This window comes from Kitasatospora sp. NPDC004531 (assembly GCF_053602195.1).
Genome location: NZ_JBSGDD010000021.1, coordinates 18,315 through 42,566 on the forward strand (window position 1 = coordinate 18,315; position 24,252 = coordinate 42,566).

The 24,252-nt window shown below is 75.7% G+C and carries 20 protein-coding genes and 1 pseudogene; 16 read left to right on the plus strand and 5 right to left on the minus strand.

Annotated features, from left to right (window positions below):
* Positions 1–164: 164 nt before the first annotated feature.
* Positions 165–1,661 carry an MFS transporter gene (locus ACWEMJ_RS12080; protein WP_452136900.1) on the minus strand — a complete coding sequence of 499 codons (1,497 nt, stop codon included), beginning with the start codon at positions 1,659–1,661 and terminating at the stop codon, positions 165–167.
* A gap of 191 nt (positions 1,662–1,852) precedes the next feature.
* Here ACWEMJ_RS12080 and ACWEMJ_RS12085 point away from each other — a divergent pair, with 191 nt between their 5' ends.
* From ACWEMJ_RS12085 to ACWEMJ_RS12120, 8 genes and pseudogenes are all read left to right on the plus strand, one after another.
* The gene (locus ACWEMJ_RS12085) at positions 1,853–2,224 is read left to right on the plus strand and encodes a YciI family protein (RefSeq protein WP_452136901.1); all 372 of its coding nucleotides are present in this window, start codon (positions 1,853–1,855) and stop codon (positions 2,222–2,224) included.
* A 289-nt stretch (positions 2,225–2,513) separates the two neighbouring features.
* Positions 2,514–2,651: a hypothetical protein gene (locus ACWEMJ_RS12090; protein WP_452136902.1), complete on the plus strand. Its 138-nt coding sequence runs from the start codon at positions 2,514–2,516 to the stop codon at positions 2,649–2,651.
* A 38-nt stretch (positions 2,652–2,689) separates the two neighbouring features.
* Positions 2,690–2,836, plus strand: a pseudogene (locus tag ACWEMJ_RS12095) (RNA polymerase sigma factor); the annotation flags it as partial.
* Positions 2,837–3,236: 400 nt separating this feature from the next.
* Entirely contained in the window at positions 3,237–3,476 is a 240-nt protein-coding gene (locus ACWEMJ_RS12100) for a hypothetical protein (RefSeq protein ID WP_452136958.1), read from the plus strand.
* Between the two features lie 143 nt (positions 3,477–3,619).
* A complete protein-coding gene (locus tag ACWEMJ_RS12105) occupies positions 3,620–3,802 on the plus strand; it encodes a hypothetical protein (protein ID WP_452136903.1) in 183 nt (60 codons plus the stop codon).
* A 40-nt stretch (positions 3,803–3,842) separates the two neighbouring features.
* A complete protein-coding gene (locus ACWEMJ_RS12110; protein ID WP_452136904.1) occupies positions 3,843–4,514 on the plus strand; it encodes a hypothetical protein in 672 nt (223 codons plus the stop codon).
* Positions 4,511–5,422, plus strand: a complete 912-nt coding sequence (locus ACWEMJ_RS12115) for a DUF6895 family protein (RefSeq protein ID WP_452136905.1) — start codon at positions 4,511–4,513, stop codon at positions 5,420–5,422. The genes ACWEMJ_RS12110 and ACWEMJ_RS12115 overlap by 4 nt, the downstream gene beginning before the upstream one ends.
* The gene (locus ACWEMJ_RS12120; RefSeq protein WP_452136906.1) at positions 5,419–6,384 is read left to right on the plus strand and encodes a serine hydrolase domain-containing protein; all 966 of its coding nucleotides are present in this window, start codon (positions 5,419–5,421) and stop codon (positions 6,382–6,384) included. The genes ACWEMJ_RS12115 and ACWEMJ_RS12120 overlap by 4 nt, the downstream gene beginning before the upstream one ends.
* Before the next feature lie 33 nt (positions 6,385–6,417).
* Here ACWEMJ_RS12120 and ACWEMJ_RS12125 read toward each other — a convergent pair whose 3' ends face one another.
* Positions 6,418–6,855, minus strand: a complete 438-nt coding sequence (locus ACWEMJ_RS12125; RefSeq protein WP_452136907.1) for a RidA family protein — start codon at positions 6,853–6,855, stop codon at positions 6,418–6,420.
* A gap of 152 nt (positions 6,856–7,007) precedes the next feature.
* Here ACWEMJ_RS12125 and ACWEMJ_RS12130 point away from each other — a divergent pair, with 152 nt between their 5' ends.
* From ACWEMJ_RS12130 to ACWEMJ_RS12165, 8 genes are all read left to right on the plus strand, one after another.
* Positions 7,008–7,814: a fumarylacetoacetate hydrolase family protein gene (locus ACWEMJ_RS12130; protein WP_452136908.1), complete on the plus strand. Its 807-nt coding sequence runs from the start codon at positions 7,008–7,010 to the stop codon at positions 7,812–7,814.
* Between the two features lie 65 nt (positions 7,815–7,879).
* Positions 7,880–8,383, plus strand: a complete 504-nt coding sequence (locus ACWEMJ_RS12135) for a cupin domain-containing protein (protein ID WP_452136909.1) — start codon at positions 7,880–7,882, stop codon at positions 8,381–8,383.
* Positions 8,383–9,309: an acyl-CoA thioesterase gene (locus tag ACWEMJ_RS12140; protein ID WP_452136910.1), complete on the plus strand. Its 927-nt coding sequence runs from the start codon at positions 8,383–8,385 to the stop codon at positions 9,307–9,309. The genes ACWEMJ_RS12135 and ACWEMJ_RS12140 overlap by 1 nt, the downstream gene beginning before the upstream one ends.
* The gene (locus ACWEMJ_RS12145; protein WP_452136911.1) at positions 9,306–10,925 is read left to right on the plus strand and encodes an AMP-binding protein; all 1,620 of its coding nucleotides are present in this window, start codon (positions 9,306–9,308) and stop codon (positions 10,923–10,925) included. The genes ACWEMJ_RS12140 and ACWEMJ_RS12145 overlap by 4 nt, the downstream gene beginning before the upstream one ends.
* The gene (locus ACWEMJ_RS12150) at positions 10,922–13,285 is read left to right on the plus strand and encodes a bifunctional salicylyl-CoA 5-hydroxylase/oxidoreductase (RefSeq protein ID WP_452136912.1); all 2,364 of its coding nucleotides are present in this window, start codon (positions 10,922–10,924) and stop codon (positions 13,283–13,285) included. Before ACWEMJ_RS12145 ends, ACWEMJ_RS12150 begins: the two co-directional genes overlap by 4 nt.
* A 52-nt stretch (positions 13,286–13,337) precedes the next feature.
* The gene (locus tag ACWEMJ_RS12155) at positions 13,338–14,195 is read left to right on the plus strand and encodes a PaaX family transcriptional regulator (protein WP_452136913.1); all 858 of its coding nucleotides are present in this window, start codon (positions 13,338–13,340) and stop codon (positions 14,193–14,195) included.
* Positions 14,196–14,345: 150 nt separating this feature from the next.
* Positions 14,346–15,755, plus strand: a complete 1,410-nt coding sequence (locus ACWEMJ_RS12160) for a family 2B encapsulin nanocompartment shell protein (protein ID WP_452136914.1) — start codon at positions 14,346–14,348, stop codon at positions 15,753–15,755.
* A complete protein-coding gene (locus ACWEMJ_RS12165; protein WP_452136915.1) occupies positions 15,742–17,130 on the plus strand; it encodes a SufS family cysteine desulfurase in 1,389 nt (462 codons plus the stop codon). Before ACWEMJ_RS12160 ends, ACWEMJ_RS12165 begins: the two co-directional genes overlap by 14 nt.
* A 33-nt stretch (positions 17,131–17,163) precedes the next feature.
* Here ACWEMJ_RS12165 and ACWEMJ_RS12170 read toward each other — a convergent pair whose 3' ends face one another.
* The 3 genes from ACWEMJ_RS12170 to ACWEMJ_RS12180 form a co-directional block, all read right to left on the minus strand.
* Entirely contained in the window at positions 17,164–19,002 is a 1,839-nt protein-coding gene (locus ACWEMJ_RS12170) for a hypothetical protein (protein ID WP_452136916.1), read from the minus strand.
* Positions 18,999–23,009 carry a DUF5682 family protein gene (locus ACWEMJ_RS12175; protein WP_452136957.1) on the minus strand — a complete coding sequence of 1,337 codons (4,011 nt, stop codon included), beginning with the start codon at positions 23,007–23,009 and terminating at the stop codon, positions 18,999–19,001. Before ACWEMJ_RS12175 ends, ACWEMJ_RS12170 begins: the two co-directional genes overlap by 4 nt.
* Before the next feature lie 80 nt (positions 23,010–23,089).
* The gene (locus tag ACWEMJ_RS12180) at positions 23,090–24,217 is read right to left on the minus strand and encodes an ATP-binding protein (RefSeq protein ID WP_452136917.1); all 1,128 of its coding nucleotides are present in this window, start codon (positions 24,215–24,217) and stop codon (positions 23,090–23,092) included.
* Positions 24,218–24,252 lie beyond the last annotated feature (35 nt).

The window sequence follows — 24,252 nt, forward strand, 5'->3', positions numbered from 1 at the left end:
TGCGTGTCCGGGCGGCGCGGCCCACACGTGGCTGACCCCCGACTCAACCACCGCACCGAAACGACCAGTTGACACCTGAGCACGCACCCGGCCCCCGTCCCTCGCCCCTCGCCCCCACTCTCCCCCCCGGGGGCCTCGGCAGCTGCGGGCCCGGGCGGCGAGGCCTATGCGTGGGTGGGCTCGGGCTCCATGGCCTGGGCCGGGGCGGTGGGTTGGCGCATGGTCAGGACCAGGGCGGCCATGATGGCGAAGAGGGCGGCGGCGGTGAGGCCGGTGACGTGGAGGGCGGTGGTGAAGGCGTCCCGGGCGTGGTGGAGCAGGGTCGCGGCCTGGTCGGCGGGGAGCCGGTCGGCGGCGGCGACCGCGCCGGCGAGGGAGTCGGAGGCGCCGTGCATGCGGTCGCGGTAGACGACGGCGGCGAGGACGCCGAGCAGGGCGAAGCCGAGGGAGCCGCCGAGGTAGTTGCCGGTCTCGGACATCGACGCGGCGGAGCCGGCCCGTTCCGGCGGGACGGAGCCGAGGATCAGGCCGGTGCCGAGCGCGAACAGCGGGCCGGCGCCGAGGGCCAGCACGGTGATGCCGGTGATCACGAGCGCCAGGGAGCCGTCGACGGCGGCGAGCAGCAGGCCGCCGAGCGCGGAGACGGCGAGGCCGCCGGCGATGGCGGTGGTCTGCTTCATGCGGCGCGCGAGCGCGGGGGCGGCCATGGTGCCGCCGGCGACGGCCAGGCCCATGGGGGCGAACAGCACGGCGGAGACGGCGGGCGAGTGGCCGAGGACGTTCTGCAGGTACTGGGTGACCATCAGCCCGGTGCCGGCCATCGCGACGCCGGCCAGCACCAGCCCGACCAGGACGGCCGTGAACGGCCGGCTGCGCAGCAGTCGCAGGTCCAACAGCGGCTGCTCGACGCGCAGTTGGCGGCGGACGAAGAGCACGCCCAGCACCGCGCCGACGATCAGCGCCACCGCCGGCCCGGCCGAGGACGCGCCGCCGGAGATGCCGTCCACGGCCAGCGCCTTGATGCCGTAGACCAGCAGCAGCATCGCGGCGAGGGAGAGCCCGACGCCGACCGGGTCGAGGCGTCCGGCGCGGTCGCTGCGGTACTCGGGGAGCAGCACGGGCCCGGCGATCAGCAGCAGCACCATCGGCGGGACGGCCAGCAGGAACACCGAGCCCCACCAGAAGTGCTGGAGCAGCACGCCGGCCAGCACCGGTCCGAGCGCGCCGCCGGCGAACTGGCCGGTGGCCCAGACGGCAATGGCCCGGCCGCGTTCGCGCTCGTCGCGGAACATGTTGGTGATCAGCGAGAGGGTGGAGGGGGCCAGGGTCGCGCCGGCGACGCCCAGCAGGGCGCGGGTGACGATCAGCGTCAGCGGGTCGGTGGCGCACGCGGCCACCGCGGAGAGCACCGCGAACGCCGCCGCGCCGGTCAGCAGCAGCCGTCGGCGTCCGATCCGGTCGCCGAGGGTGCCCATGGTGATGACCAGTCCGGCGACCATCAGTCCGTAGCTGTCGCTGATCCACAGCTGTTCGACGTTGTCGGCCCCCAGGTCGGCGCTCAGCCGCGGGAGGGCGAGCAGCAGTGCGGTGACGTCCATCGCGACGATGAAGGTCGGCAGCATGAGCAGGGCCAGCCCCCACCGTGCCCGGTCGGCTCGCATCTCGGAACGCTCCTGTCTGTGTCGGTCGAGTGTCTTCGGAGGGTGGTCGGAGCGGCCGCGCGCTTCTTGACATCGCGGCCGAAGAAATCCGGCGGAGATTTCTTCGCCCGGGATGTCAAGACGGCGGCGGCGGCTCCGACCACCTGGTCGAGGGCCCGGTTCCGGGCCGTGGACGCGACGAGGAGTGCGTGATGAAGTTCCTGATCGGCCTGCACATCGACCCGACGGTGTTCGACACCCTGACCGACGAGGAGAAGGCGGCGCTGGGCGCCGGCCACGGCCGGTTCATCCGGTCGCTGAAGGAGTCCGGCGAGCTGATCCTCACCCAGGCGCTGGTGGACCCGTCGCAGTCGGTGGTGGTGTCGGTGCGGGGCGGGCAGCCGGTGGTGACGGGCGGTCCGTTCCTGGAGGCGAAGGAGTTCCTGGGCGGCTTCTACCTGGTGGACTGCGAGAACAAGGAGCGGGCGGTCGAGCTGGCGGCGCAGATCCCGGACGCGGCGATCGCCGGCCTGGGGGTGGAGGTGCGTCAGGTGATGTTCTCCGACGGGTATCCGGACGCGTGACGACCGCCGCCGTCGAGGGCCTGCCGCGCGAGTTCGCGCCGCGGGCCCTCGGCACGCCGGAACGCCGGTGCGGTGGACGGCGCAGGGGGTGCCGGAGAGTCCGCGCGGCCGACTGGTGACGGAGGCGTCGCGGCGGCCGGTCGACCGGGTGCGCAGCGAACGGGCGCGCCGGGCACGGGAGTCGGCCTGGGCCGCCCGCCGAGGTGGCGCCCCAGGCCGACGACACCCTGCTGCTGCTGTTCATGTGTTTCCGTCCGAGCTGACGGCGGCCTCGTAAACGCTGCGTGCGGTGGGCGGTCCGACGACGGCGGGGATCGCCCGGGCGTTCCCGGCGCCGGAGGCCAGCGGGTGCGGGCGCCCGGTCGCGCCGCCGGTCGGCGCCGAGCGCGAACAGCGGCTGCGGGTCGTCCTGCCAGTGCTGACCTGATCTTCAACGAGGGCTGCACGGCCTGCTCCGGGCGGGAGTTGGCGCGCGCGGAGCCGACCGGCGAGGCGATCCGCCCGGTCCGGGCGGTGCACGCGCAGTTGCCCGGGGACGGCGAGGTGACGGGGCTGCCGGCGCACGCCCGGCGGCGGGCGCGGGCGACGGCGGACCGCGATCCGGTGCCGCCGGCCGAGCAGGACCGTTCGCTGTGGGGCCGGGCGCTGCTCGCGGAGGGCACGGCGCCGGCCCGGGCGTCGCCGGCGGGTACGGCCCTGGGGCCTGTCCGGCCGATCTTGCCGGGCACGCGACGCCGGATCATCCGCCCCCAGCCCTGGCGGGCCGGGAGGGGCCCCCACGGAAGCACCGGCAAACCATCCAAAGACACCCAGCCGGCACTCCCAGCCGGGCGCGGAATGGGGGCGCCTCCCGGCCCCCAAGGGCCGGGGGAGCCGCGCGCTGATCCGACAAGATCAACCGGACAGGCCCTGGGGCCGTGCCGGGTGCAGGCGGCGATCGCCGCCACGCACGCGGACGCGGCCGACGCGGCCGGGACGGACCGGGCGCAGGTGCACGCGCTGTACCTGGTGCGTGCCGGAGCGGATCGCGCCCCACCCGGTGGTCACGCCGAACCGGGCGATCGCCCCGCTGGACGGCGACGGGCGGCCGGCCGGGCACCACCGGCTGCTCTCGGCGCGGGCCCATCTCCTGGAGCGCAGTGGGGAGTTGACGCCTGCGTACGAGCACTGCCGGCGGGCGGCGCGGGCGACGGCGAGCCCGGCGGAGCAGCGGCGCCTGGAGGGCCGGGCCGCCCGTCTCCGCCCCGCCTGATTGTCGAGCACATGACACCAGATCATGCCCCGCCGGCCCGTCCCGGCCTCCACATGCGTGCCTCGGGAGGCCCGCCTAGCGTGGGTGGAGGACATCGCCGATTCCGGTGATGACGTCCGTCCTTCCCCAAGGAGGCGCATCCGATGCTTGCCGAAACCATGCTGACCACTGCGACGACCGCCGAGCTCGGCGTCGTGAAGTCCCTGGTCGCCGAGGGCGAGGCCGCCTACAGCGACGCGCCGCAGTACCAGCCCGAGGCCGCCGGCCTGCTGCTCCTGCTGGGCCTCCTCCTCCTGTCGCCGAAGGAGCCCGAGGAGGAGAAGTAATACCGATCAGCCATCAGACCGGACGAAAGTAGCACCAACCATGCCGTTCACCGATTCGCCCCAGCGGGAGTTCGCCGCCGCGACCGAGTGGGCGGCAGGCCGCGCCCTCGACGCTCTCACCGGCGCCGAGGGCGCGGCTCCCCCCGCCGCCGAGCCCGATCCGCAGGCGCTGCTCGCCGCCGACCGGGTGCTCGGCCCGGACGTGTTCGCCCCGGCGCTGCTCACCGGCACGCCGATCCCGCCGGAGACCGCGGCCCGCGCCGCCGAGGCCTTCCGGGTCTTCCCCCCGGACTGGTCCGAGGTCCACGCCTGGCGCGACCGGGCCACCGCCGAACTCCTGCAACGCGCCGGGCAGTCCGTCCCGGTGGAGGATCCGCCGCCGCCGCCCGAACCGGGCGAGCACGGCTGGCAGCGCTGGTCGGTCCTGATGGCGCAGCTGTCGCCGCTCGCCCTGCCGACCCTGGACGGCCCGGTGCACCGGATCGCCCGCGCGCACCCGCTCGCCCTCGCCCGCGGCGCCACCCGCTCCATGCTGCGGCGCGACCACCGCACCGCCACCCGGCTGGCCCGCTGGCTGGCCTGGCTGGAGAGCACCGGCATCGCGCCCGCGCTGGAGCTGCGCCCGCTGCTGCGGCAGCTCGTGCTGACCGGTGACGGCTCCGCCCGCAGCGCCCTCGACCTCGCCGTCGCCGATCGGCTGGCCGCCTCATGATGCCGCCCGCCGTGCTCGACGACTGCCGCCGCCTCGCCTCCGGCTGCCTGGAGTGGCTGCGCACCACCCACCAGCAGGGCCACGGCGTGCTGCCGTCCGAGGACTTCGACATCTCCGAGCCCGACAACGCGTACAAGCCGATCGGCGAGTCCGCGCTCGCGGCCTCCCTGGTGCTGCGCGAGCCCGTCGCCGGGCCCGCCGACCGGGAGCACGCCCGCTCGCTGCTCGACTTCGGCTGGCAGCAGCTGCGCCAGGGCGACCTACTGTACGAGCGGCAGTTCCGCAACATGCTGATGAGCGACCCGCTGGAGATGTACGGGCACTTCCACCGGGCCGGCTACCGGCACCCGGCGCTGGAGGAACTGCTGCGCGGCCTGGACGGGCTGCGCTCCACCCACGCCCTGGAGTCGATGGCGAACCGGCGGCTGGCCGTGGTCAACGCCCGGTACGTGATCGGCCTGGGCAGCCGGCCCGACTGGGACGCGCTCGCGGCGGCCACCTGGCTCGGCGAGCGCCCGGAGCCCTGGGCGCTGGACTGGATCACCGGCTACAACGTCACCCACACCGTCTTCCACCTCACCGACTGGGGCGCCGTCCCCGACCGGCTGCCCGCGCCGATGCGCGACTACCTGGCCGACTGGCTGCCGGTCTGGGTCGACATCTGGCAGGAGACCGGCCAGTGGGACCTGCTCGGCGAGCTGCTGATCGTCGACGCCTGCCTGCCCGAGTCGGTCTGCGACCCGCAGAGCTGGCAGCGGCTGGCCGCCGCCCAGCGCGAGGACGGCATGCTGCCGCGCGACCTCGGCCCGGTCGAGGAGGACCCGGCGAAGGCCTTCAAGACCAACGAGCACACCGCCGTGGTCGGCACCCTGGTCGGCACCCTGACCCTCTCCCGCGCCCTGCGGTGAACCCGCACCTGGCCACGCTCGCCGGCACCGTGCCGGGCGACGCGGCGCTCGCCCTCGCCCTCGTCTCCGCCGAGGGCGAGCAGCTGCTGTGCCGGGGCCGGACGGACGGCGCGCACAGTGCGGAGGTCACGCCCGACACCGGGTTCGAACTCGGCTCGGTGAGCAAGACGTTCACCGCCCTGCTGCTGGCCGAGCTGGCCGCCGGGGGCCGGGTCGGCCTGCGCGACACCGTCACCGTCGCGGACACCCCGCTGACCCTGCTGCACCTGGCCACCCACACCTCGGGGCTGCCCCGGCTGCCGCCCGGCCTGCGGCGCTCGGCGCTGCCGGCCTGGCTCAGCAACCCGTACGCGGCGTTCTCGCCCGCCGACCTGGACCGCGCGCTGGAGCGGACCCGCCTGGGATTCCGGCCCGGCAGCCGGGTGCGGTACTCCAACTTCGGGGTCGGCCTGCTCGGCCGGGTGCTCGCCGAGCGGGCCGGCAGCACGTACCCGGCGCTGCTCGCCGAGCGGGTCGCCGGGCCGCTGGGGCTCGGCGGGACGGACTGCGAGCCGGGCGCGGCCGTCGGGCACCGCCGCGGCCGCCCGCTGCCGCCCTGGCAGATCCCCGCCCTGCCGGGCGCGGGCGCCGTCCGCTCCACCCCGCGCGACCTGCTGCGCTACCTCTCCGCGCTGCTCGACCCGGCCACCGCCCCGACCCCCGCGCTGGGCGCCGCGCTGCGCGACGTCCAGCGGCCGCGCCTGGTCAAGCCGCGCTCCACGGACCGGATCTGCCTGGTCTGGAACCTGCGCCCGACCGCCGACGGCGACGTGCTCTTCCACTCCGGCGGCACCCGCGGCTTCACCACGTTCGTCGGCTTCTGCCCGCAGCGCGGCACCGCCCTCGCGGCCCTCACCAACACCGCCCCGCGCATCGACGCCCGCTTCATCCAGAGCGCCTACCGGATCTTCCGCGCACTGTGACGCCGTTCTGATCGGACGTGCGGTCGTCGGCGATCAGGACGACGCGGCGGGGCGGATCAGCCGCTCGTCGGGAATGACCGCGACGCCGAGGATCTCGATCATCGCCTCGGGCTGCCACAGCGCGGTGGTGCCGATGCCGGCCATCGCCGGGTAGACCGGCCCGGCGAGTTCGCGCCACACCTCGCCGATCTGCCGGCCGTGCGCCTGGTAGTCGGGGATGTCGGTCAGGTAGAGGGTGACGCTGACCAGGTCCTGCGGCCGGCCGCCCGCTTCGGCAAGCGTGGCAAGGAGGTTGGCGAAGGCCTGGCGGAACTGTTCGACGATGCCGCCGGGCACGATCCGCATCCGCGCGTCCAGCGCGGTCTGGCCGCCGAGGTGCAGGGTGTTGCCGCAGAGCGTGCCGTGCGAGTAGCCGCGGGGTGCGGGCAGCGACGCGGGGTTGACCGGAACGGGGGCCGAGTAACTCGCCATGGCGCACTCCTGCGGGTCTGGTGCCGTCGGGTGTCGTCGTCGGTGCGACACGGTAGCAGGTGTTGACAGTTCCGTGACGGTCGCAGAAACATTGAAACAACGCTCCCCGGCACCGGGCGGCGGACGGCGGTGCCGAGGCGGAGGTCCCTCCCATGCAGCTCGCAACGGTCGCTCACCCGGACGGCGGCACCAGCGCCGCGGTCCGCCAGGGGGACGCCTGGCACGCGCTGCCCGCCCCCGACCTGTCGGCCTTCCTGCGCGCCGGCGGCCCCGCGTGGGCCGGCGCGGAGCTCCCCGGCGCCGTCCCGCTGCTGCCGCTGCCCGCGCCCGGCAAGGTGCTGTGCTGCGGGCTGAACTACGCCGAGCACATCCGCGAGATGGGCCACGAACTCCCCTCCCATCCCACCCTGTTCGCCAAGTTCGCCGACACCCTGACCGGCCCGGAGGCGGACCTGGTGCTGCCGCGCGGCCTCCAACTGGACTGGGAGGCCGAGCTCGCCGTGGTCGTCGGCGCGACGCTGCGCCGCGCCGACCGGGCCACCGCGCTGGCCGGGATCGCCGGCTACACGGTGGCCAACGACGTCTCGGTGCGCGACTGGCAGCGCCGCACCACCCAGTGGCTGCAGGGCAAGGCCTGGGACGGCAGCTGCCCCGTCGGCCCGGTGGTGGTCACCCCCGACGAGGTCGACCCGGCGGCCGGGCTGGACGTAGTCTGCCGGGTCGACGGCGAGCAGGTGCAGCGGGCGAGCACCAAGACGCTGGTCTTCGACCCGGCCGACCTGCTGGCGTACGTCTCGACCTTCACCGTGCTGCGCCCGGGCGACCTGGTGCTCACCGGCACGCCCGGCGGCGTCGGCGCGGCCCGCGAACCGCAGCGCTTCCTGGCCGACGGCGACCTGCTGGAGACCTCGATCTCCGGCATCGGCACGCTGCGCAACCGGGTGCGCCTCACCGACTGAACAGCCGCACCGACCGAACGGCCCCACCCGAAGAAGAGCGGAACCTCAACGACGAGGAGCTTCCCATGGACCCCACCCCCGGCCACTCCCCCGACTACCGCTCCTACCTGCTGGAGGGTGACAACTCGGCGTACGCCACCGAGAGCGGCCTGGTGGTGCCGGTGGTCACCCGCGCGGGCGCCGAGCCCGGGGACACCGGGCAGTCGCCGGGCGCGACCCGGATCTCCGGCATCAGCATCCAGCACACCCCGGCCACCCGGCTGTGGTTCGGCAAGGTCGGCAACGAGCCCGGCTACCGGTCGGTGCCGCACCACCACGGCGAGGCGGAGACCGGCGGCTACGTGCTGTCCGGCCGGGGCCGGATCTACTTCGGCGCGAAGTTCGCCGACTACGTGGACCTGTCCGAGGGCGACTGGGTGTTCGTCCCGCCGTTCATGCCGCACGTGGAGTGCAACCTCGACCGCAACCGGCCGCTGACCTGGATGACCACCCGCACCCCCGAGAACATCGTGGTCAACCTGCCCGAGGTGCCGGACGCCGAGCTGCCCGACTGGCTGGAGCGGCCCTGATGGCCGACACCACCTCCGAGCTGTTCGGCGCGGCCGTCGCGCTGGAGCCCGTCCCGCCCGAGCACTTCGACCTGGCCTTCGTCGCGACGACCCAGCCCTGCCCGTGGCCCAAGGCCTACGGCGGCGACCTGGTCGCCCAGGCCGCGGCCGCCGCGATGCGCTCGGTCGAAGGCGGCAAGGCGCTGCACTCGATGCACTCCTACTTCATGCGGCCCGCCGAGATCGGCGAACCGGTCCGCCACGAGGTCGAGCTGCTGCGCGACGGCCGCGGCTACGCCACCCGGCAGGTGCGCGCCTACCAGCGCGGCAAGGCGCTGTACGTGTGCCTGGCCAACTTCGCGGCGGGCGAGGCCGGCGGCCGGTACGCCGCCGCGCTGCCCGACCGGTACGCCGCCGGCCTGCCCGGCCCGCAGGAACTGCCCGACTCCGCCGCCTACTTGGCCGACCGCGAGGGCGGCACCATGACCGCCGCCGCCAAGGAGTACTGGTCCCGGGGCCGCAGCTTCGACCTGCGGCACGTGCCCGGCCCGCTGTACCTGGACGTCGAGGGCGGGCGCGCACCCCACCAGGCGGTGTGGGTGCGGCCGTTCGACGCGCTGCGGCCGGTGGACGGGCTGAGCGCGGCGCAGCGGGACGCGGCGGCGCTGGCGTACGTCTGCGACTACACGATCCTGGAGCCGGTGCTGCGGGTGCTGGGCCTGGCGTGGGCCCGGCCGGGCCTGGTGACGGCGAGCCTGGACCACGCGATGTGGTTCCACCGCCCGCCCCGGGCGGGCGAGTTGGACGGGTGGCTGCTGTACGCGCAGCAGGCGGTGGCGGCGGAGTCGGGGCGCGGCCTCGGCGCGGGCCGGTTCTTCACGCCGGACGGGACGCATCTGGCGACGGTGCTCCAGGAGGGCATGATCCGGGCGGGGGACGGCGGATGACCGCCTCGGCGCACCGGGATACCTTCGCGCGCGACCACCTGCCGCCGCTCGGGCAGTGGCCGCTGCTGGAGTTCACCACCGAGGCGCTGCGCTACCCGGAGCGCCTCAACGCGGCGGTGGAGCTGCTGGACCGCCAGGTGGCGGCGCTCGGCCCGGACCGGCCGGCGCTGCGCACGCCCGCCGGGGAGGTGTGGACGTACGGGGAGCTGCAGCTGCGCTCGGCGCAGGTCGCGCAGGTGCTGGCCGAGGACCTGGGGCTGGTGCCGGGCAACCGGGTGCTGCTGCGTTCGCCGAACAACCCGTGGGCGGTGGCGGCCTGGCTGGGCGTGCTGCGGGCGGGCGGGATCGCGGTGGCGACCATGGCGGCGCTGCGGAAGCGGGAGCTGGGGCCGATCACGGCGAAGACCCGGCCGGCGCTGGCGCTGGTGGACCACCGCTTCCTGGACGAGGTGCGCGGCGTCCCGGTGGTGCCGGTCGGCGGCGGCGCGCCGGACGACCTGGTGCGGCGGGCGGCGGCCAAGGCGGGGCGGTTCGCGGCGGTGGACACGGCGGCGGACGACGTGGCGCTGTTCGGGCCGACCTCGGGCACCACCGGCGTCCCGAAGATCACCGTGCACTTCCACCGCGACCTGCTGTCGATCGACAACACCTTCGGGCGGTGCACGCTGCGGCTGCGCCCGGACGACCTGGTGGCCTGCACGGCGCCGCTGGCATTCACCTTCGGGCTCGGCATGCTGGTGGTGTTCCCGCTGCGGGCGGGCGCGTGCGCGTTCCTGACCGAGTCGGCGACGCCGGCGCAGCTGGCCGAGCTGGTGGCGGAGCACCGGGTGACGGTGCTGGCGACGGCGCCGACGGCGTACCGGCAGATCGTCAAGTCGGGCCTGGCGCAGCGTCTTTCGGGTCTGCGGTGCGCGGTGAGCGCGGGTGAGCACATTCCGCGCGAGGTGTGGGAGCGGCTGCGGGCGGAGACCGGTCTGCGGGTGGTGGACGGCATCGGCGCCACCGAGTTGCTGCACATCTTCATATCGGCGGCGGGGGACGAGATCCGTCCGGGGGCGACCGGCCGGCCGGTGCCGGGTTTCCGGGCGGCGGTGCTGGGGCCGGACGGCGAGGAGCTGGGGCCGGGGGTGGAGGGCCGCCTCGCGGTGATCGGGCCGGTGGGCTGCCGGTACCTGGACGACGAGCGGCAGGCCGACTACGTGGTCAACGGCTGGAACGTCACCGGGGACACCTTCGTCCGCGACGAGGACGGCTGGTTCTGGTTCCGGGCCCGCAGCGACAACATGATCGTCTCGTCCGGCTACAACATCGCGGGCCCGGAGGTGGAGGCCGCCGTGGACACCCACCCGGACGTGGTGGAGTCGGCGGTGGTGGCCGCGCCGGACGCCGAACGGGGCTCGGTGGTCTGCGCGTTCGTGGTGCTGCGGCCGGGCGTGGCGGCGGGGCCGGCGACGGTGCGCAGCATCCAGGAGCACGTGAAGGGGCAGCTCGCGCCGTACAAGTACCCGCGCGAGGTGCGGTTCGTCGAGGCGCTGCCGCGCAATCCGAGCGGCAAGCTCCAGCACTTCCGGCTCCGCCGGGCAGTGGAGGGCACGGCGGTGGAGGACACGGCATGAGGATCGCGGTGGTCGGCGCGGGGCCCGGCGGGCTGTACTTCGCCTCGCTGATGAAGCAGTTGGACCCGGCGCACCAGGTGACGGTGTGGGAGCGCAACGCCCCCGAGGACACCTTCGGCTTCGGCGTGGTGTTCTCCGACGAGACGCTGACCGGCATCGCGGGCGCGGACGAGGCGGTGCTCGCCGAGATGGAGCGCGGCTTCGCCCGCTGGACCGACATCGACGTGGAGTTCCGCGGCCGGCGCTTCACCGTCGGCGGGCAGGGCTTCGCCGCGATGGGCCGCAAGGAGCTGCTGGGGATCCTCCAGCGGCGGGCGGCGGAGCTGGGCGTGCGCGTCCACTACCGCACCCCGGCGCCGGGCATCGCCCAACTGCGGGCGGGCCACGATCTGGTGCTGGCGGCGGACGGCGTGCACTCGGCCGTCCGCGCCGAGCTCGCCGGGGCGTTCCGCCCCTCGCTCGACCGCCGGTCCAACAAGTACATCTGGCTCGGCACCGACCTGGTCTTCGAGGCGTTCCAGTTCTTCGTCAAGCAGACGCCGTGGGGCACCATGCAGGTGCACGGCTACCCGTACTCGGCGACCGGGTCGACCGTCATCGTGGAGATGTCCGAGCAGGTGTGGCGCCGGGCGGGCTTCGAGCGCACCGCCGGGCGGGAGTTCGGGCCGGGCGAGTCCGACGAGTGGGCGGTCGCCCGGATCGCCGAGATCTTCGCCGACGAGCTGGGCGGCCACCGGCTGCGCACCAACAACTCGCGCTGGCTGAACTTCACCACCGTGCGCAACGAGCGCTGGTACGACGGCAACGTGGTGCTGCTGGGCGACGCCGCGCACACCGCGCACTTCTCGATCGGCTCCGGCACCAAGCTCGCCATGGAGGACGCGCTGGCGCTGGCGGCCTGCCTGCACGAGCAGCCGACGCCGGCGGCGGCCCTGGAGGCGTACCAGGCGGAGCGCAAGCCGGTGGTGGAGTCGACGCAGCGGGCCGCGCAGGCCTCCCTGGAGTGGTTCGAGAACATCGGCATGTACGCCGAGCAGGAGCCCGCCCAGTTCGTCTTCAACCTGCTGACCCGGTCGCGCCGGATCACCTTCGAGAACCTGAAGGAGCGGGACGCGGAGTTCGCCGCGCGGGTGGAGGACGCGTTCGGGTCGCGGCCCGGTCCGGCGATGTTCCAGCCGGTGCGGATCGGCCCGCTGGAGCTGGACAACCGGATCGTCGTCTCGCCGATGGACATGTACTCGGCGGTGGACGGCGTCCCCGGCGACTTCCACCTGGTGCACCTGGGCGGCAAGGCGCTCGGCGGCGCGGGCCTGGTGATGAGCGAGATGGTCTGCGTCTCCCCGGAGGGCCGGATCACCCCCGGCTGCGCGGGCCTGTGGACCGACGGGCAGCGCGAGGCCTGGCGGCGCGTCACCTCCTTCGTGCACGCGAACAGCCCGGCGAAGATCGGCCTCCAGCTGGGGCACTCCGGCCGCAAGGGCTCCACCCGGCTGATGTGGGACGGCATCGACCGGCCGCTGCCGGACGGCAACTGGGAGGTGATCGGCCCGTCCGCGCTGCCCTACGGCCCGGGCTGCCACCTGCCGCGCGAGGCGACCCGGGACGACCTGGACCGGGTGGTCGCCGACTTCGCGGCGGCGGCGCGGCGCGGGGCCGAGGCCGGCTTCGACCTGATCGAGGTGCACGCCGCGCACGGCTACCTGCTGTCCTCCTTCCTCTCCCCCGCCGCCAACCGCCGCACCGACGCCTACGGCGGCAGCCCGGAGCGGCGGCTGCGCTTCCCGCTGGAGGTGTTCGACGCGGTGCGGCGGGCGGTGCCGGAGCGCGTCCCGGTGACGGTGCGGGTCTCGGCCACCGACTGGCTGCCGGACGGCACCACCGACGAGGAGGCGGTGGCGATCGCCCGGGCCTTCGTCGAGCACGGCGCGGCCGCGATCGACGTCTCCACCGGGCAGGTCGCGGCCGGCGAGCAACCCGCCTACGGGCGCTCCTACCAGACGCCGTTCGCCGACCGGATCCGCCACCGGGTGGCCGCCCCGGCGGGCGTGCCGGTGATCGCGGTGGGCGCGATCTCCTCCTGGGACGACGTCAACTCGATCCTGCTCGCCGGGCGCGCCGACCTGTGCGCGCTGGGCCGCACCCACCTGTACGACCCGCAGTGGACGCTGCACGCCGCCGCCGAACAGGACTACCGGGGCCCCGGCGCCGACTGGCCGGTGCAGTGGCGGCCCGGCCGCCGCCGCCCGCCGACCTCGCGCACCGACCGGGTGCCGCCCCGGCTGTCGCTGCTGCGCGAGGGCGTCCTGGGCCCGGAGCACGTGCGGTGGACGCCGGGGCGCCGGGTCGGGGTGTCCGCGTGAGCCGCCCGGCCGCGGTCCGATCATGTGTCCGGCGTCCGCCATACTCGGTGGGATGAGCGAGACGTTGGACGCCCGGCCCACCGCGGCGCGCCGTTCCCGGACGGTGCTGGTGACCTTCCTCGGCGCCGTCGTCCGCAAGCTGGGCAACTGGATGCCGATCGCCGGCGCCGTCGAACTGCTCACCCAGGCCGGGCTGGACGCCGCCAGCGTCCGCACCGCCGTGTTCCGGCTCAAGCAGCGCGGCTGGCTGGAGGCGCAGACCCGCTCGGGCGTGCGCGGCTACGCGCTGACGCCCGCCGCGCTGGAGGCGCTGGCCGCCGGCGACGAGGTGATCTGGCACGCCCGGCAGCCCGCCGACCTGGCCGACGGCTGGTGCCTGGTCAACTTCTCGGTGCCGGAGTCGGCACGGGCCAAGCGGCACCGGCTGACGGCGCACCTGGCCGCGCTCGGCTTCGGCAACATCGGCGCGGCGGTGTGGATCGCCCCCGCCCGGATGCTGCCCGCCGCCGTCCGCGCCATCGGCGAGCTCGACCTGACCGACCAGTGCGCCGTCTTCACCGGCGACCACGTCGGCGGGCAGGACCTCGCGGCGATGGTCCGCAAGGGCTGGGACCTGGCCGAACTCGACCTCCGCTACCGGGAGTTCATCGCCTCCCGCAGCGCGCAGGCCGACCGGCTGGCCGACGCCGCCTTCGTGGACGGCCGGGCGGCGTTCACCGGCTACCTGGCGGTGGTCGACGACTGGCGCAAACTCCCGTTCCGCGACCCGGGCCTGCCCCCGCAGGTGCTGCCCGCCGACTGGTCGGGCCCCGCCGCCGTACAGCTCTTCGAACGGCTGGTGGCCGCCCTGGAGGGCCGCGCCCTGGCGCACGCCGCGCCGTACTGGGCCGTCGGGCGGCCCGCCGCCTGACACCGCCGCCGATCCGCTGCGCGTGGCGACGCGTCGGCGGCCGACCGGCTGAACCTCCGCCGGAATCCGGCCGTCCTGCGCCCGCCGGGGCCATGCCGAGCCGAAGCTTTGGCCAGCCCAGGCCGAACCCCAGCGAGGAGCGGATCAGCCATGACCACCGATGCCACCCGGCAGAGCCCGGAAAGCCTCAGTACGTCCGCCGCGAGGAATCTCGCCACCACCACCAAGACCGTGCCGCAGATGCTCGGGATCACCCCGCGCTACCTGCTGCGGGTGCTGCCCTGGGTGGAGTTGGAGGCCGGCGTCTACCGGGTCAACCGCCGTCGGGGATTCATCCTCGGCGACGGACTGATCAGCACCGACGTCGGCGTCGACGGCCTGGCCCGGGTGATCGCCGAGGACCTGCGCGAGATCGGGTTCCTCAGCCAGCTCGACAGCGCCCTGCTCGACGCGCTGGCGCAGGGCTTCGTGCAGCGGGAGGTGGCTCCCGGCGAGCTGATCGTGGACACCGGCGCCCCCGCCGGACAGCTGTACGTCCTGGTCGCCGGGCGTGCCGAGAAGCGTGCCGCCGGCGAGTTCGGCCAGGACGCCCTGGTGGCCGTCCTCGGCGAGGGCGACTTCTTCGACGCCCACGCGTGGGCGACCGGCGAGCCGATGCCCTACCGGGTCAAGGCCGTCAGCGACTGTACCGTGCTGACCGCCGACCGCCGGATGCTCCTCGAACTCGCCGACCGCGAACCCGCGTTGCGCGCCCAGCTGGAGATCCTCGGCACCGAGGGGCCGGCCGGGGCCGACCGCGAACGGCCGATCGACCTCAGCTCCGGCCACACCGGGGAGCCCTACCTGCCGCAGACCTTCGTGGACTACGAGGACTTCCCCCGCGAGTACGAACTCGCCGTCGCCCAGACCGTCCTGAAGGTGCACACCCGCGTCTCGGACATCTTCAACTCCACCATCGACCAGGTGCAGGCCCAGCTGCGGCTGACCGCCGAGGCGCTGCGCGAACGCCAGGAGTGGGAGATGATCAACCACCCCGAGTTCGGCCTGCTCAACAACATCGCGCCCACCCAGCGCGTGCGCACCCGCAAGGGCGCGCCCACCCCGGACGACCTCGACGAGCTGCTCGCCAGGGTGTGGAAGCAGCCCGCGTTCTTCCTCGCCCATCCCCGGGCCATCGCCGCCTTCGGCCGCGAGTGCACCCGGCGCGGGGTGCCCCCGCAGATCGTCGAGCTGTTCGGCAGCCCGTTCCTGACCTGGCGGGGAGTGCCGCTGCTGCCCTCCGACAAGCTCGACCTCAAGGGTTCGGCGAACTCGGCGCCCGGCACCACGAACATCCTGCTGATGCGCGTCGGCGAGGACCGGCAGGGCGTGGTCGGCCTGCGGCCGGCGAAGGTGCCGGACGAGGCCGAGCCCGGCCTCTCGGTGCGCGCGATGGGGGTCGACCTGAAAGCCATCACCTCGTACCTGATGACCACGTACTTCTCCACGGCGGCGCTGGTGGACGACGCGATCGGTGTGCTCCAGGACGTCGAGGTGTCGACCTACCATGACTACTCCTGACGGGCGCCGGGGCGGTCCGACCGGCCTTCCGGCGGCGGACCCGTTCCCGGCCGGGGCCTTCCCGCTCCCCTCCGCGCTCTCGCACGCCGTGACCGGCACCCGGTACTGGCTGCCCCCGCAGCCCGCGCCGACCACCCCGCCGGCCCCCGCACCGCTCCCCGCCGGCTTCGACGTCGAAGCGGTGCGGCGGGACTTTCCGCAGCTGCACCGGGAGGTGAACGGCCGTCCGCTGGTCTGGCTGGACAACGGGGCGACCACGCTGAAACCCCGTCAGGTCACCGAGGCCGTCGGCGAGCACTACGCGCGGGACGCCTCCAACGTGCACCGGGGCGCGCACACCCTCGCCAAGCAGGCCACCCAGGTCTACGAGGAGGGCCGCGAGGAGGCCGCGAGACTGCTCGGCGCCCGGGACACCGCCGAGGTCGTCTTCGTCCGGGGCACCACCGAGGCCGTCAACCTGGTCGCCCAGAGCTGGGGCCGGGCCCACCTGGGCGTGGGCGACGAGATCCTCGTGTCGGTCGCCGAACACCACTCCAACCTGGTCCCCTGGCAGCTGATCGCGGCGGAGCGCCGCGCCAGGGTGGTGCCGATCCCGCTCCTGCCCGACGGGCGACTCGACCAGGACGCCTACCGCGACCTGTTGAACAACCGGACCAGACTGGTGGCGCTCACCCACGCCTCCAATACCCTGGGCACCGTCCCGCCGGTGGCGGAGATGACCGCACTCGCCCACCGCTGGGGCGCCAGGGTGCTGGTCGACGGCGCCCAGGCGGTGTGCCACTTCCCGGTGGACGTCGCCGAGTTGGACGCGGACTTCTACGCCTTCTCCGGGCACAAGGTGTTCGCGCCCACCGGGATCGGCGTGCTGTACGGCAAGCGGGAGGTGCTGGAGGCCATGCCGCCGTGGCAGGGCGGCGGCAACATGATCGACACGGTGGGTTTCGGCGGGACGTCCTACGCGCCGCTGCCGCACCGGCTGGAGGCGGGCACCGGCCACATCGCCGGCGTGGCCGGCCTGCGGGCGGCCCTGCGGTACCTCGCGGGCCTGGACCGCACGGCCGCCACCCGGTACGAGGAGCAGCTCACCGCCTACGCGACGCGCGCCCTGTCCACCGTGCCCGGGATCCGGCTGCTGGGCACCGCACCGGGAAAGATCGGCGTGCTGACCTTCCTGCTGGCCGGCGCCGACCCCGTGGACCTCGCCGACCTGCTCGACGGCCGGGGCATCGCCGTCCGCGCCGGGCACCACTGCGCGCAGCCGGCGCTGGCCGCGTACGGGGTCACCGGTGCGGTCCGCGCGTCGCTCGCGGTCTACAACACGGCGCGGGAGGTCGACGCCCTGGTGGGCGCGCTCCACGAGGCGGCCGGCGCCTGACGGCGTGTCCGGTCGCGCGCGGGCGGGGCGGGATCATCCGGTGCTCCCGGCCCGCCAGGCCGCCGCGCACAGGGCGGTGAGCAGTTCCTCCCGGTAGTGGGCGGCGGCCAGCCAGGCGGTGGCGAAGGCGAGGTGGTCGGTGGTGCGCAGCCGGCCGAACGCGTCGCGCTCCTGGTCGGCCGCGGCGGCGTGCAGCGCGGCGAGCAGGTCGGCGGCGGTGCCGAGGCCCGCGGCGCGCAGCCGGCGGGCCTCGGGGAGGTTCCCGGTCAGGGCGCGGCGGCCGCCGGTGACGGCCTGTTCGAGGTGCCGGGTCAGCAGGTGCAGCGGCGGCTGCGGGGCGTGGACGGGGACCGGGGGCGGCGGGCCCGGGCGGTCCGGCGGCAGATCCGCGCGTTGCAGGCGTTCCAGGCCGAGGCTGACGCGGTGCCGGTGGTCGTCCGGCAGGGTGAGGCCGGGCTGGTCGGGGACGGTGCCGACGGCCAGCAGGCGCAGCCGGGGGTGGGCGGCGCGCTCCAGCCGGCCGACCACCCGCAGCGGCAGGCCGGGCGCCGAGGCCAGCGCCGCGAGGTTGGCGGCGAACGCGAGCCGCGGATGGTCCTGGGCGGGCAGCAGGGCGAGCGTCGATCCCCCGCAGTCGGCGAGGAGTTGGGGAGCCGCGAGGCCGGGGACGGGGCCCGGGCCGAGCAGCGTCACGTCCAGGAACAGCAGGTCCGACCCGGCGGGGCGGAGCTCGGGCGGGGTGCGGTCGGCGGCGAGGGCGCGGGCCAGCTGGGCGGGCAGCGGCTCCTCCCAGAGCCGGGCCGCCGGCGGCCGGTGCCAGTCGGTGCCGTCGGCGCGCACCGCCCGGACCTTCGCGCCCGCGCCGAGCCGCCCGGAGTCGCTGCGGGTCGCGCCCTGCACGACCAGGCCGGCCCGGGCGAGGTCGTGGTGCGACAGCGTCGCGTCGCCGAGCCGTACCGGGCGGCCGGCGGCGGCCCTGGCGAGCGGCGCGGCCTCGGTCGGGTCGGCGTGCGGGGTGACGTCGGAGACGGTGGACAGCCGGCCGTCGGCGTCCACCACCCACACCGTCACGCCCGCGTGGGTGGCGGACACCACGGGCTCGGCGAACAGCCCGTACAGGCGCAGCGAGCCGGCCTCCCGGTAGCTGTGGCGCGGGGTGCCGCGCAGCTCCCGGGGGCCCGACAGCGTGGTGGCGTGCAGGAGTTCGCGGTGGGCGGCGGCCAGGTCGGCGAGCCGGTGGTCGGGTTCGGCGGAGCGGGCGGCGCGCAGCCGGGTGACCACGGTGGCGGCCAGCGCGGCCGGGCGGTGCAGGCCGAGCAGCCGGGCCTGGTGGGCGGTCCGCAGCAGTTCGGCCTGGAGCACGCTGCCGGCACCGCTGACGCCTGCGGCGAGGGCGTCGGCGGCGACCCGGCGCAGGCGGGCGACGGCCTCGGCCTCGGCGGGGGTGAGCGGCTGCGCCGCGGGGGGCTCGGGCTGCTCCGGTGCGGGCGGGTCGTCGGCGTCAACGGCTTCGGCGGCTTCAGCTGCGGCTTCGGCGGGTGCGGTGGCTTCGGCTGCTGCTTCGGCTTCGGCTTCGGCGGGTGCGGCCAGCGGGGCGGCCGTGACGGCGGCGGCGCGGTGCAGGCAGCTGGGGGCCAGCAGGCAGCCGCAGCGGACGTCGGCGGCGGTGCGGACGGTGCCGGCGGGGGCGTGCAGGGTGAGCACGGTCTCCTCGTCGACCCGGACGTTCCAGTCGTCGCCGGTTCGCTCGACCGGGCGGTCGGCGAACTTGGCGGCGGCGCCGTCCAGCCGCTTCTGGAGGCGCGGCGACAGGGCCGCCACCACCTCGGCGACCACCTCGGCCGCCACGGCGGGCAGTCGGGTCCCGGTCATCGGATCTTCTCCCCCACCCAGCGGGCCAGTTCCAGCGGGCTGAGCGCCGCGACCGGCATGCCCGCCGCCACGAGCTGCTCGGCGACGGCCTTCGAGTACCGGGCCTTTCCGGTGTCGTCCAGTGCGGCGCAGCCCAGCAGGTGGCAGCCCGCGCCGGCCAGCGCGCGGGTCTCGCCCAGCAGCCCGCCCAGCGGGTAGCCCTCCTCGAAGTCGCTGACCACCGCGATCAGCGTCCGGGACGGCACGGTGACCAGCTCGCGGGCGTACCGCAGGCCCGCCGCGATGTGCGTGCCGCCGCCGACCCGGACCTCCAGCAGCAGGCCCAGCGGGTCGTCGACGCGTCCGCTCAGGTCGACCACCTCGGTCGAGAAGGCCACGAAGTGCGCGGTCAGGGAGGGCGTCCCCGCCAGGATCGACGCCGTCAGCGCGGCCCACACGGTGGACGCCTCCATCGATCCCGAGACGTCCACCAGCAGGATCACCCGCCAGTCGTTGGCCCGGGCCGCCCTGGTCCGGAACACCGGCCGCTCCGGGACGATCAGCGTGCCGCCGCCCTCGGCCGGGCGGGCGGTGGCGAGGTTCGCCCGGATGGTGCGGTCGAGGTCGAGCCGGCCGCCGGGGCGGCGGCTCGGGCGGGGCAGCGTGAGGCCGGTCAGCGCCGGGCGCAGCGTGTCGGCGAGTTCGCGCGCCAGCTCGTCCACCAGCCGCCGCACCAGCGGGCGCAGGGCGGCGAGCCGCGCCTCGGGCAGGCCGCCCGCGTGCTGGAGGACGGTGCGCAGCAGCTCGACGGAGGGGCGGACGGCCTCCGGGGCGAGCGCCTCCAGCACGTCGGTGCGGCCGTGTTCGGCCGCCGCCGCGAGCACCTCCTCGCGGATGCCGGGCCCGAACAGCGACGCCAGTTCCTCCGACCACTCCCGCACGCCCGGGTACGGGGCCTCGCGTCCGCCGCGCCGGTCGCCGGTGGCGGCGGGGCCGGAGCCCTCGCCGCGGCCGGTGCCGTACAGCTCGTCGAGTGCGGCGGCCAGGCGCGCGGAGCGGCCGGTGAGGGCCGCCCGGCCGGTGCCGTGGCGGCCGAGGACCAGCCGCCAGCGGTCGGCGGGCGGGAGTGCGGTGGGGCGGGTGCGCAGCTGCGGCGCCCCGGGGGCCTCCGGCATGTCGGTCGGCTTCGGCAACAGGCCTTGCTCCTCCAGGAGTTGACGTACCATCAGGTCGGCGGCGGCCCAGCTCGCGAGGATGGCCGGGGCGAGGTCGGCGGGCAGGGTGTCGACCTGGGTGCCGAGGCGTTCCTCGACGACGGCGAGCAGGCGGTCGCGGGCGGCCGGGCTGAGGGTGTCGAAGCCGCCGCGCAGGGCGGGCAGCCGGTCGAGGAAGGCGTCGTCGGGGAGTTCGGTGACGCGTGCCAGCAGCGGTTCGAGCGCGGCCGGGGCGGCGGCGAGCAGGCCTTCGGCGGCGGTCAGCAGGCCGGCCAGGGCGCGGCCGAGCGCGGACCGGCCGGCCGGGGCGCCGGCGGCGTCCACCCAGGAGGCGACCCGGTCGCCGAACTCGGCGGGCGGCTGGTGGCCGAGCAGCACCCTGGTCGCGCCGGCCGCGCCGCGGATCAGCGGCGAGCCGTCCTCGGCGAGGCGCCGCAGGGTGTGGCCGAGCCGGAGGCCGCCGTCCGGGTCGGCCCGGCGGGCGAACTCCACCAGCGCACGCGCGTCGGCGTCCTCGTCGGAGCCGGCCAGGCCCTCCAGCCCTCGGACGGCGGCCGCGGTGAGCCGCTCGGCGGCGGTGGCGGCCCGGGGCAGCAGCGGGGCGGCCTCCTCCGGGCCGGCGAAGTGTCCGGCGGTGAACCGGTCGAGCACGGCGAGTGCGTCCAGGAGCTCCGGGAGGGACGCCAACTCCGGTGCCTCGTCGGCGAGTTGGTCGATGCGGGCGGCGGTCGGGGCGGGCAGGGCGCAGCCGGCGGCGGCGGCCAGACCGTCGATGATCTGCCGGGCCGTCGAGCCGCCGGCCTCGCGCTCGCGCCGCGACCGCTCGCGCAGGGTGCCCTCGGCGGCCTGCGCGGGCGTCACCCCGCGCATCCCCGCGACGGTCAGCATGGCGGCGACGGCGGGCGTCCACCGCACGCGCCAGCGCGAGCCGACGGCGTCGGTGCCGCCCGCGCCGGTGACGGCGAGCGACTCGCCGTACGGCACGCCGCACACCTCCAGCCGGCACAGCAGCAGCTCCCGGCGGGCGTCCAGCGGCGAGCGGTGCGGGTCGAGCCGGAGGTCGCGCGGGCCGGGTTCGGCCGCTTCGGCCGGGCCGGGCAGGCCGAGGTCGTCGAGCAGCGCCTCGACGGCCGGCCCGAGACCGGTGCGCGGCGCGGCCGGGGTCGGACGGCCGATCCGTGCCCCGACCATCACCTCCTCCAGCGCCCGGGCCACCGCCCGCCCCCGCCCCAGCGGCTCCCCCTGGGCCAGCACGCTCTGCACCGCCTCCACCAACTCCCCCCGCCCGGCCCCCGGCAGCCCCCGCAACCGCGCCAGGTCCCCGGCCACCCGCACCACCTCCCGCGCATCCCCCGGCCCCGCCGGATGCCCCTGCCGCCGCAACGCCTCGCACACCCGCACGGCCGTCCTCACCAGCACCTCCCCCAGACCTTCCGGATCCCCACCGGCCGCCAGCACGGCATGCTGCCACTCGGGGTCGCGAATACCGGCGGGGTAGCCGGACCGGGCATCGAGCAGGGCATAGGTGTACGGCACGAGCGACACGACGAACGCCCCGGCCGGCGAGTCGGGCCGGGCGGCGGACGGAAGCCCAACGGCTGGCGCGGGCACGGCAGTTGCCGCAGGCGCAGCCGTCGTCACCGGCTCGCCAACTGGCGGGAGCCCGACAGCCCGTGAAGGCACGGCAGGCGAGGCGACCGACGGCGACGGATGGGCGGCCGAAGGGTCGACGACCGAGGACGGCGCGTTGCCCTCAGGCGCAGCTGCCGCCACAGGCACGGCGGCGGACGGAATCCCAACGGCTGGCGCGGGTACAGCCGTTGCCGCAGGCTCGGTGACCGCCGAACGGCCGACACCGGAGGGCGGGGCGGCGACCTCGGGCGCAGCCGCAGACATGGGATCGGCGGCAGGCGGGATCCCAACAGCCCGCGAAGGCGCGGCAGTTGCCGTAGGCGGGGCAACCGACGACGGCTCGGCCCCTGTTGCAGGGATGGCAGCGGTCGGCGACACGGCAGCCGTCGAGGGCGGCGCAGTCACGGGGGGCGTGCTGACAGCCGAAGTGTCAACGGCCTGCGGCTGAAAGGAGTTTGCCGCCCGCAAAGCGGCGGCCGAGCGGTCAACGACCGCGGACGGCACGGCAGTTGCCGTGGGCGCGGGGGTGGCGTCGAGGAGGGCCGGGGCGTGGTAGGCGCCGATGACGGCGGTGACGCGGTGGCCGGCTGCTGTGGCGGTGCGGATGTGGGTGCGCATCCAGGCCTCGCGTTGGAGGTCGTGGGGCGCGACGGTCGGGGTGTCGTGGCGGAGGGCCCAGCCGACGAGGAGGGCGGCGCGGCGGATCTCCTCCGGGGTGGATCCGGGGGCGGGGGCTTCGACCAGGCGGTCCCAGAGGTCCTCGTCGGGGCGGCCGGTCAGGCGGCGGCGGAGGGCGTCGGCGAGGCCGCGCGGGCCGGGGCCGTCGTCGCAGGTCGCGGGGGTGCGGTGGGCGAGCGGCAGGTCGCAGGCGACGGCGGGCACCCCGTTGTCCGCGGCCCAGCGCAGCGCGACGAGTTCCGGGGAGAAGTCGGCGAACGGGTAGAACGCCGGGCCGGAGTCCTCGTCGGCGGCCGCGCTCGCGGCGGCGAGGGCCACCGGCGCCTCGGTGCGCCGGTCGGCGAGGAGGCCGAGCCAGGGCTGGAACTCCTCGGGCAGTTCGACGAGCAGCGCGTCCGGCCGCGCCACGTCGAGCAGCGCGGGCAGCGCGGCCGCGAGCGACGGCGCGTGGTGGCGCACCCCGATCAGGAACGGCCCGGGGCCGTCCACCCCGGAGCCGGCCAGCCCGGCCAGCGCGCCCGCCGGAGCGGCTCCCCATTCGTCGTCACCGGGCCGGTGCGCCGTGGCAGCGATGGTCACCGGTGTCAGCTCCCCAGGGCCGGGCGGAGGTCCCAGAGGGTGCGCCAGGTGGTGGAGCCCTGTTCGGCGCGGCGGCGGACGGTGGCGTCCCAGTAGCCGAGCAGGCGGGCGGTGTCGGCGGGGTCGTCCTTGCGGACGGCGCCGAGGAGTTGGCCGGGGAGGTGGCGGAGGGTGTCGCCGGCGTCGAGGTAGGCGGCGGTGACGCCGAGCGAGGTGGCGACGGAGACGGCTTCGGCGGTGCTCATGACGGTGGAGGGGCGTTCGACGTCCCAGCCTTCGACGGAGCGGCCGGTGCGCAGGTCGCGGAAGGCGGTGACGAGCGCTTCGAGGACGGTGTCGTCGACGGCGTAGGGCGCGCCGGCGCGGGCGACGGCGGCGGTGGACTGGCGGCGGACCAGGTCGATCTCGGCGTGCAGGTCGCCGATCGGGCCGACCGTCTCGAAGTTGAAGCGGCGCTTCAGCGCGGCGGACATCTCGGAGACGCCCTTGTCGCGCAGGTTGGCGGTGGCGATCAGGGTGAAGCCGGGTGCGGCGTGCAGCTGGGCGTCGTCGGTGCCGGCGAGTTCGGGGACGGCGATGCGGCGTTCGGAGAGCAGCGAGACCAGGGCGTCCTGGACCTCGGGCAGGCAGCGGGTGATCTCCTCGACACGGGCGACGGCGCCGGTGGTCATGGCGGTGAGGACGGGCGAGGGCACGAGCGCTTCGCGGCTGGGGCCCTTGGCGAGCAGCAGGGCGTAGTTCCAGCCGTACTTGAGCTGGTCCTCGGTGGTGCCGGCGGTGCCCTGGACGGTGAGGGCGCTGCTGCCGCAGACGGCGGCGGCGAGCAGTTCGGAGAGCATCGACTTGGCGGTGCCGGGTTCGCCGACCAGCAGCAGGCCGCGTTCGCCCGCCAGGGTGACCACGCAGCGTTCGACGAGGGCGCGGTCGCCGACGAACTTCGGTTCGATCGCGAGGCTGCGGCGGCCGTACTTGAGCTTCTCGCCGCCGCTGCCGAGCACGAAGGTGACCACGGCGCGCGGGGTGAGCCGCCAGCCGGGCGGGCGGGGGCCGCTGTCGTGGGCGGCGAGGAAGGCGAGTTCGGCGGCGTGCTTGTCCTCGGGCAGGACGAGCTGCCGGTCGGGCGCGGTGCTCATGGCGGGTTCCTCGGACGTCCGGGTGCTGGTCTGGG

Bases quoted from the DNA above. Each gene is read 5' to 3' on its own strand.
- ACWEMJ_RS12130 (WP_452136908.1), top strand. From the start codon at position 7,008: ATGCAGCTCGCAACGGTCGCTCACCCGGACGGCGGCACCAGCGCCGCG.
- ACWEMJ_RS12150 (WP_452136912.1), top strand. From the start codon at position 10,922: ATGAGGATCGCGGTGGTCGGCGCGGGGCCCGGCGGGCTGTACTTCGCC.
- ACWEMJ_RS12165 (WP_452136915.1), top strand. From the start codon at position 15,742: ATGACTACTCCTGACGGGCGCCGGGGCGGTCCGACCGGCCTTCCGGCG.
- ACWEMJ_RS12085 (WP_452136901.1), top strand. From the start codon at position 1,853: ATGAAGTTCCTGATCGGCCTGCACATCGACCCGACGGTGTTCGACACC.
- ACWEMJ_RS12140 (WP_452136910.1), top strand. From the start codon at position 8,383: ATGGCCGACACCACCTCCGAGCTGTTCGGCGCGGCCGTCGCGCTGGAG.
- ACWEMJ_RS12105 (WP_452136903.1), top strand. From the start codon at position 3,620: ATGCTTGCCGAAACCATGCTGACCACTGCGACGACCGCCGAGCTCGGC.
- ACWEMJ_RS12160 (WP_452136914.1), top strand. From the start codon at position 14,346: ATGACCACCGATGCCACCCGGCAGAGCCCGGAAAGCCTCAGTACGTCC.
- ACWEMJ_RS12180 (WP_452136917.1), bottom strand. From the start codon at position 24,217: ATGAGCACCGCGCCCGACCGGCAGCTCGTCCTGCCCGAGGACAAGCAC.
- ACWEMJ_RS12145 (WP_452136911.1), top strand. From the start codon at position 9,306: ATGACCGCCTCGGCGCACCGGGATACCTTCGCGCGCGACCACCTGCCG.
- ACWEMJ_RS12125 (WP_452136907.1), bottom strand. From the start codon at position 6,855: ATGGCGAGTTACTCGGCCCCCGTTCCGGTCAACCCCGCGTCGCTGCCC.
- ACWEMJ_RS12115 (WP_452136905.1), top strand. From the start codon at position 4,511: ATGATGCCGCCCGCCGTGCTCGACGACTGCCGCCGCCTCGCCTCCGGC.
- ACWEMJ_RS12110 (WP_452136904.1), top strand. From the start codon at position 3,843: ATGCCGTTCACCGATTCGCCCCAGCGGGAGTTCGCCGCCGCGACCGAG.
- ACWEMJ_RS12135 (WP_452136909.1), top strand. From the start codon at position 7,880: ATGGACCCCACCCCCGGCCACTCCCCCGACTACCGCTCCTACCTGCTG.
- ACWEMJ_RS12080 (WP_452136900.1), bottom strand. From the start codon at position 1,661: ATGCGAGCCGACCGGGCACGGTGGGGGCTGGCCCTGCTCATGCTGCCG.
- ACWEMJ_RS12155 (WP_452136913.1), top strand. From the start codon at position 13,338: ATGAGCGAGACGTTGGACGCCCGGCCCACCGCGGCGCGCCGTTCCCGG.
- ACWEMJ_RS12170 (WP_452136916.1), bottom strand. From the start codon at position 19,002: ATGACCGGGACCCGACTGCCCGCCGTGGCGGCCGAGGTGGTCGCCGAG.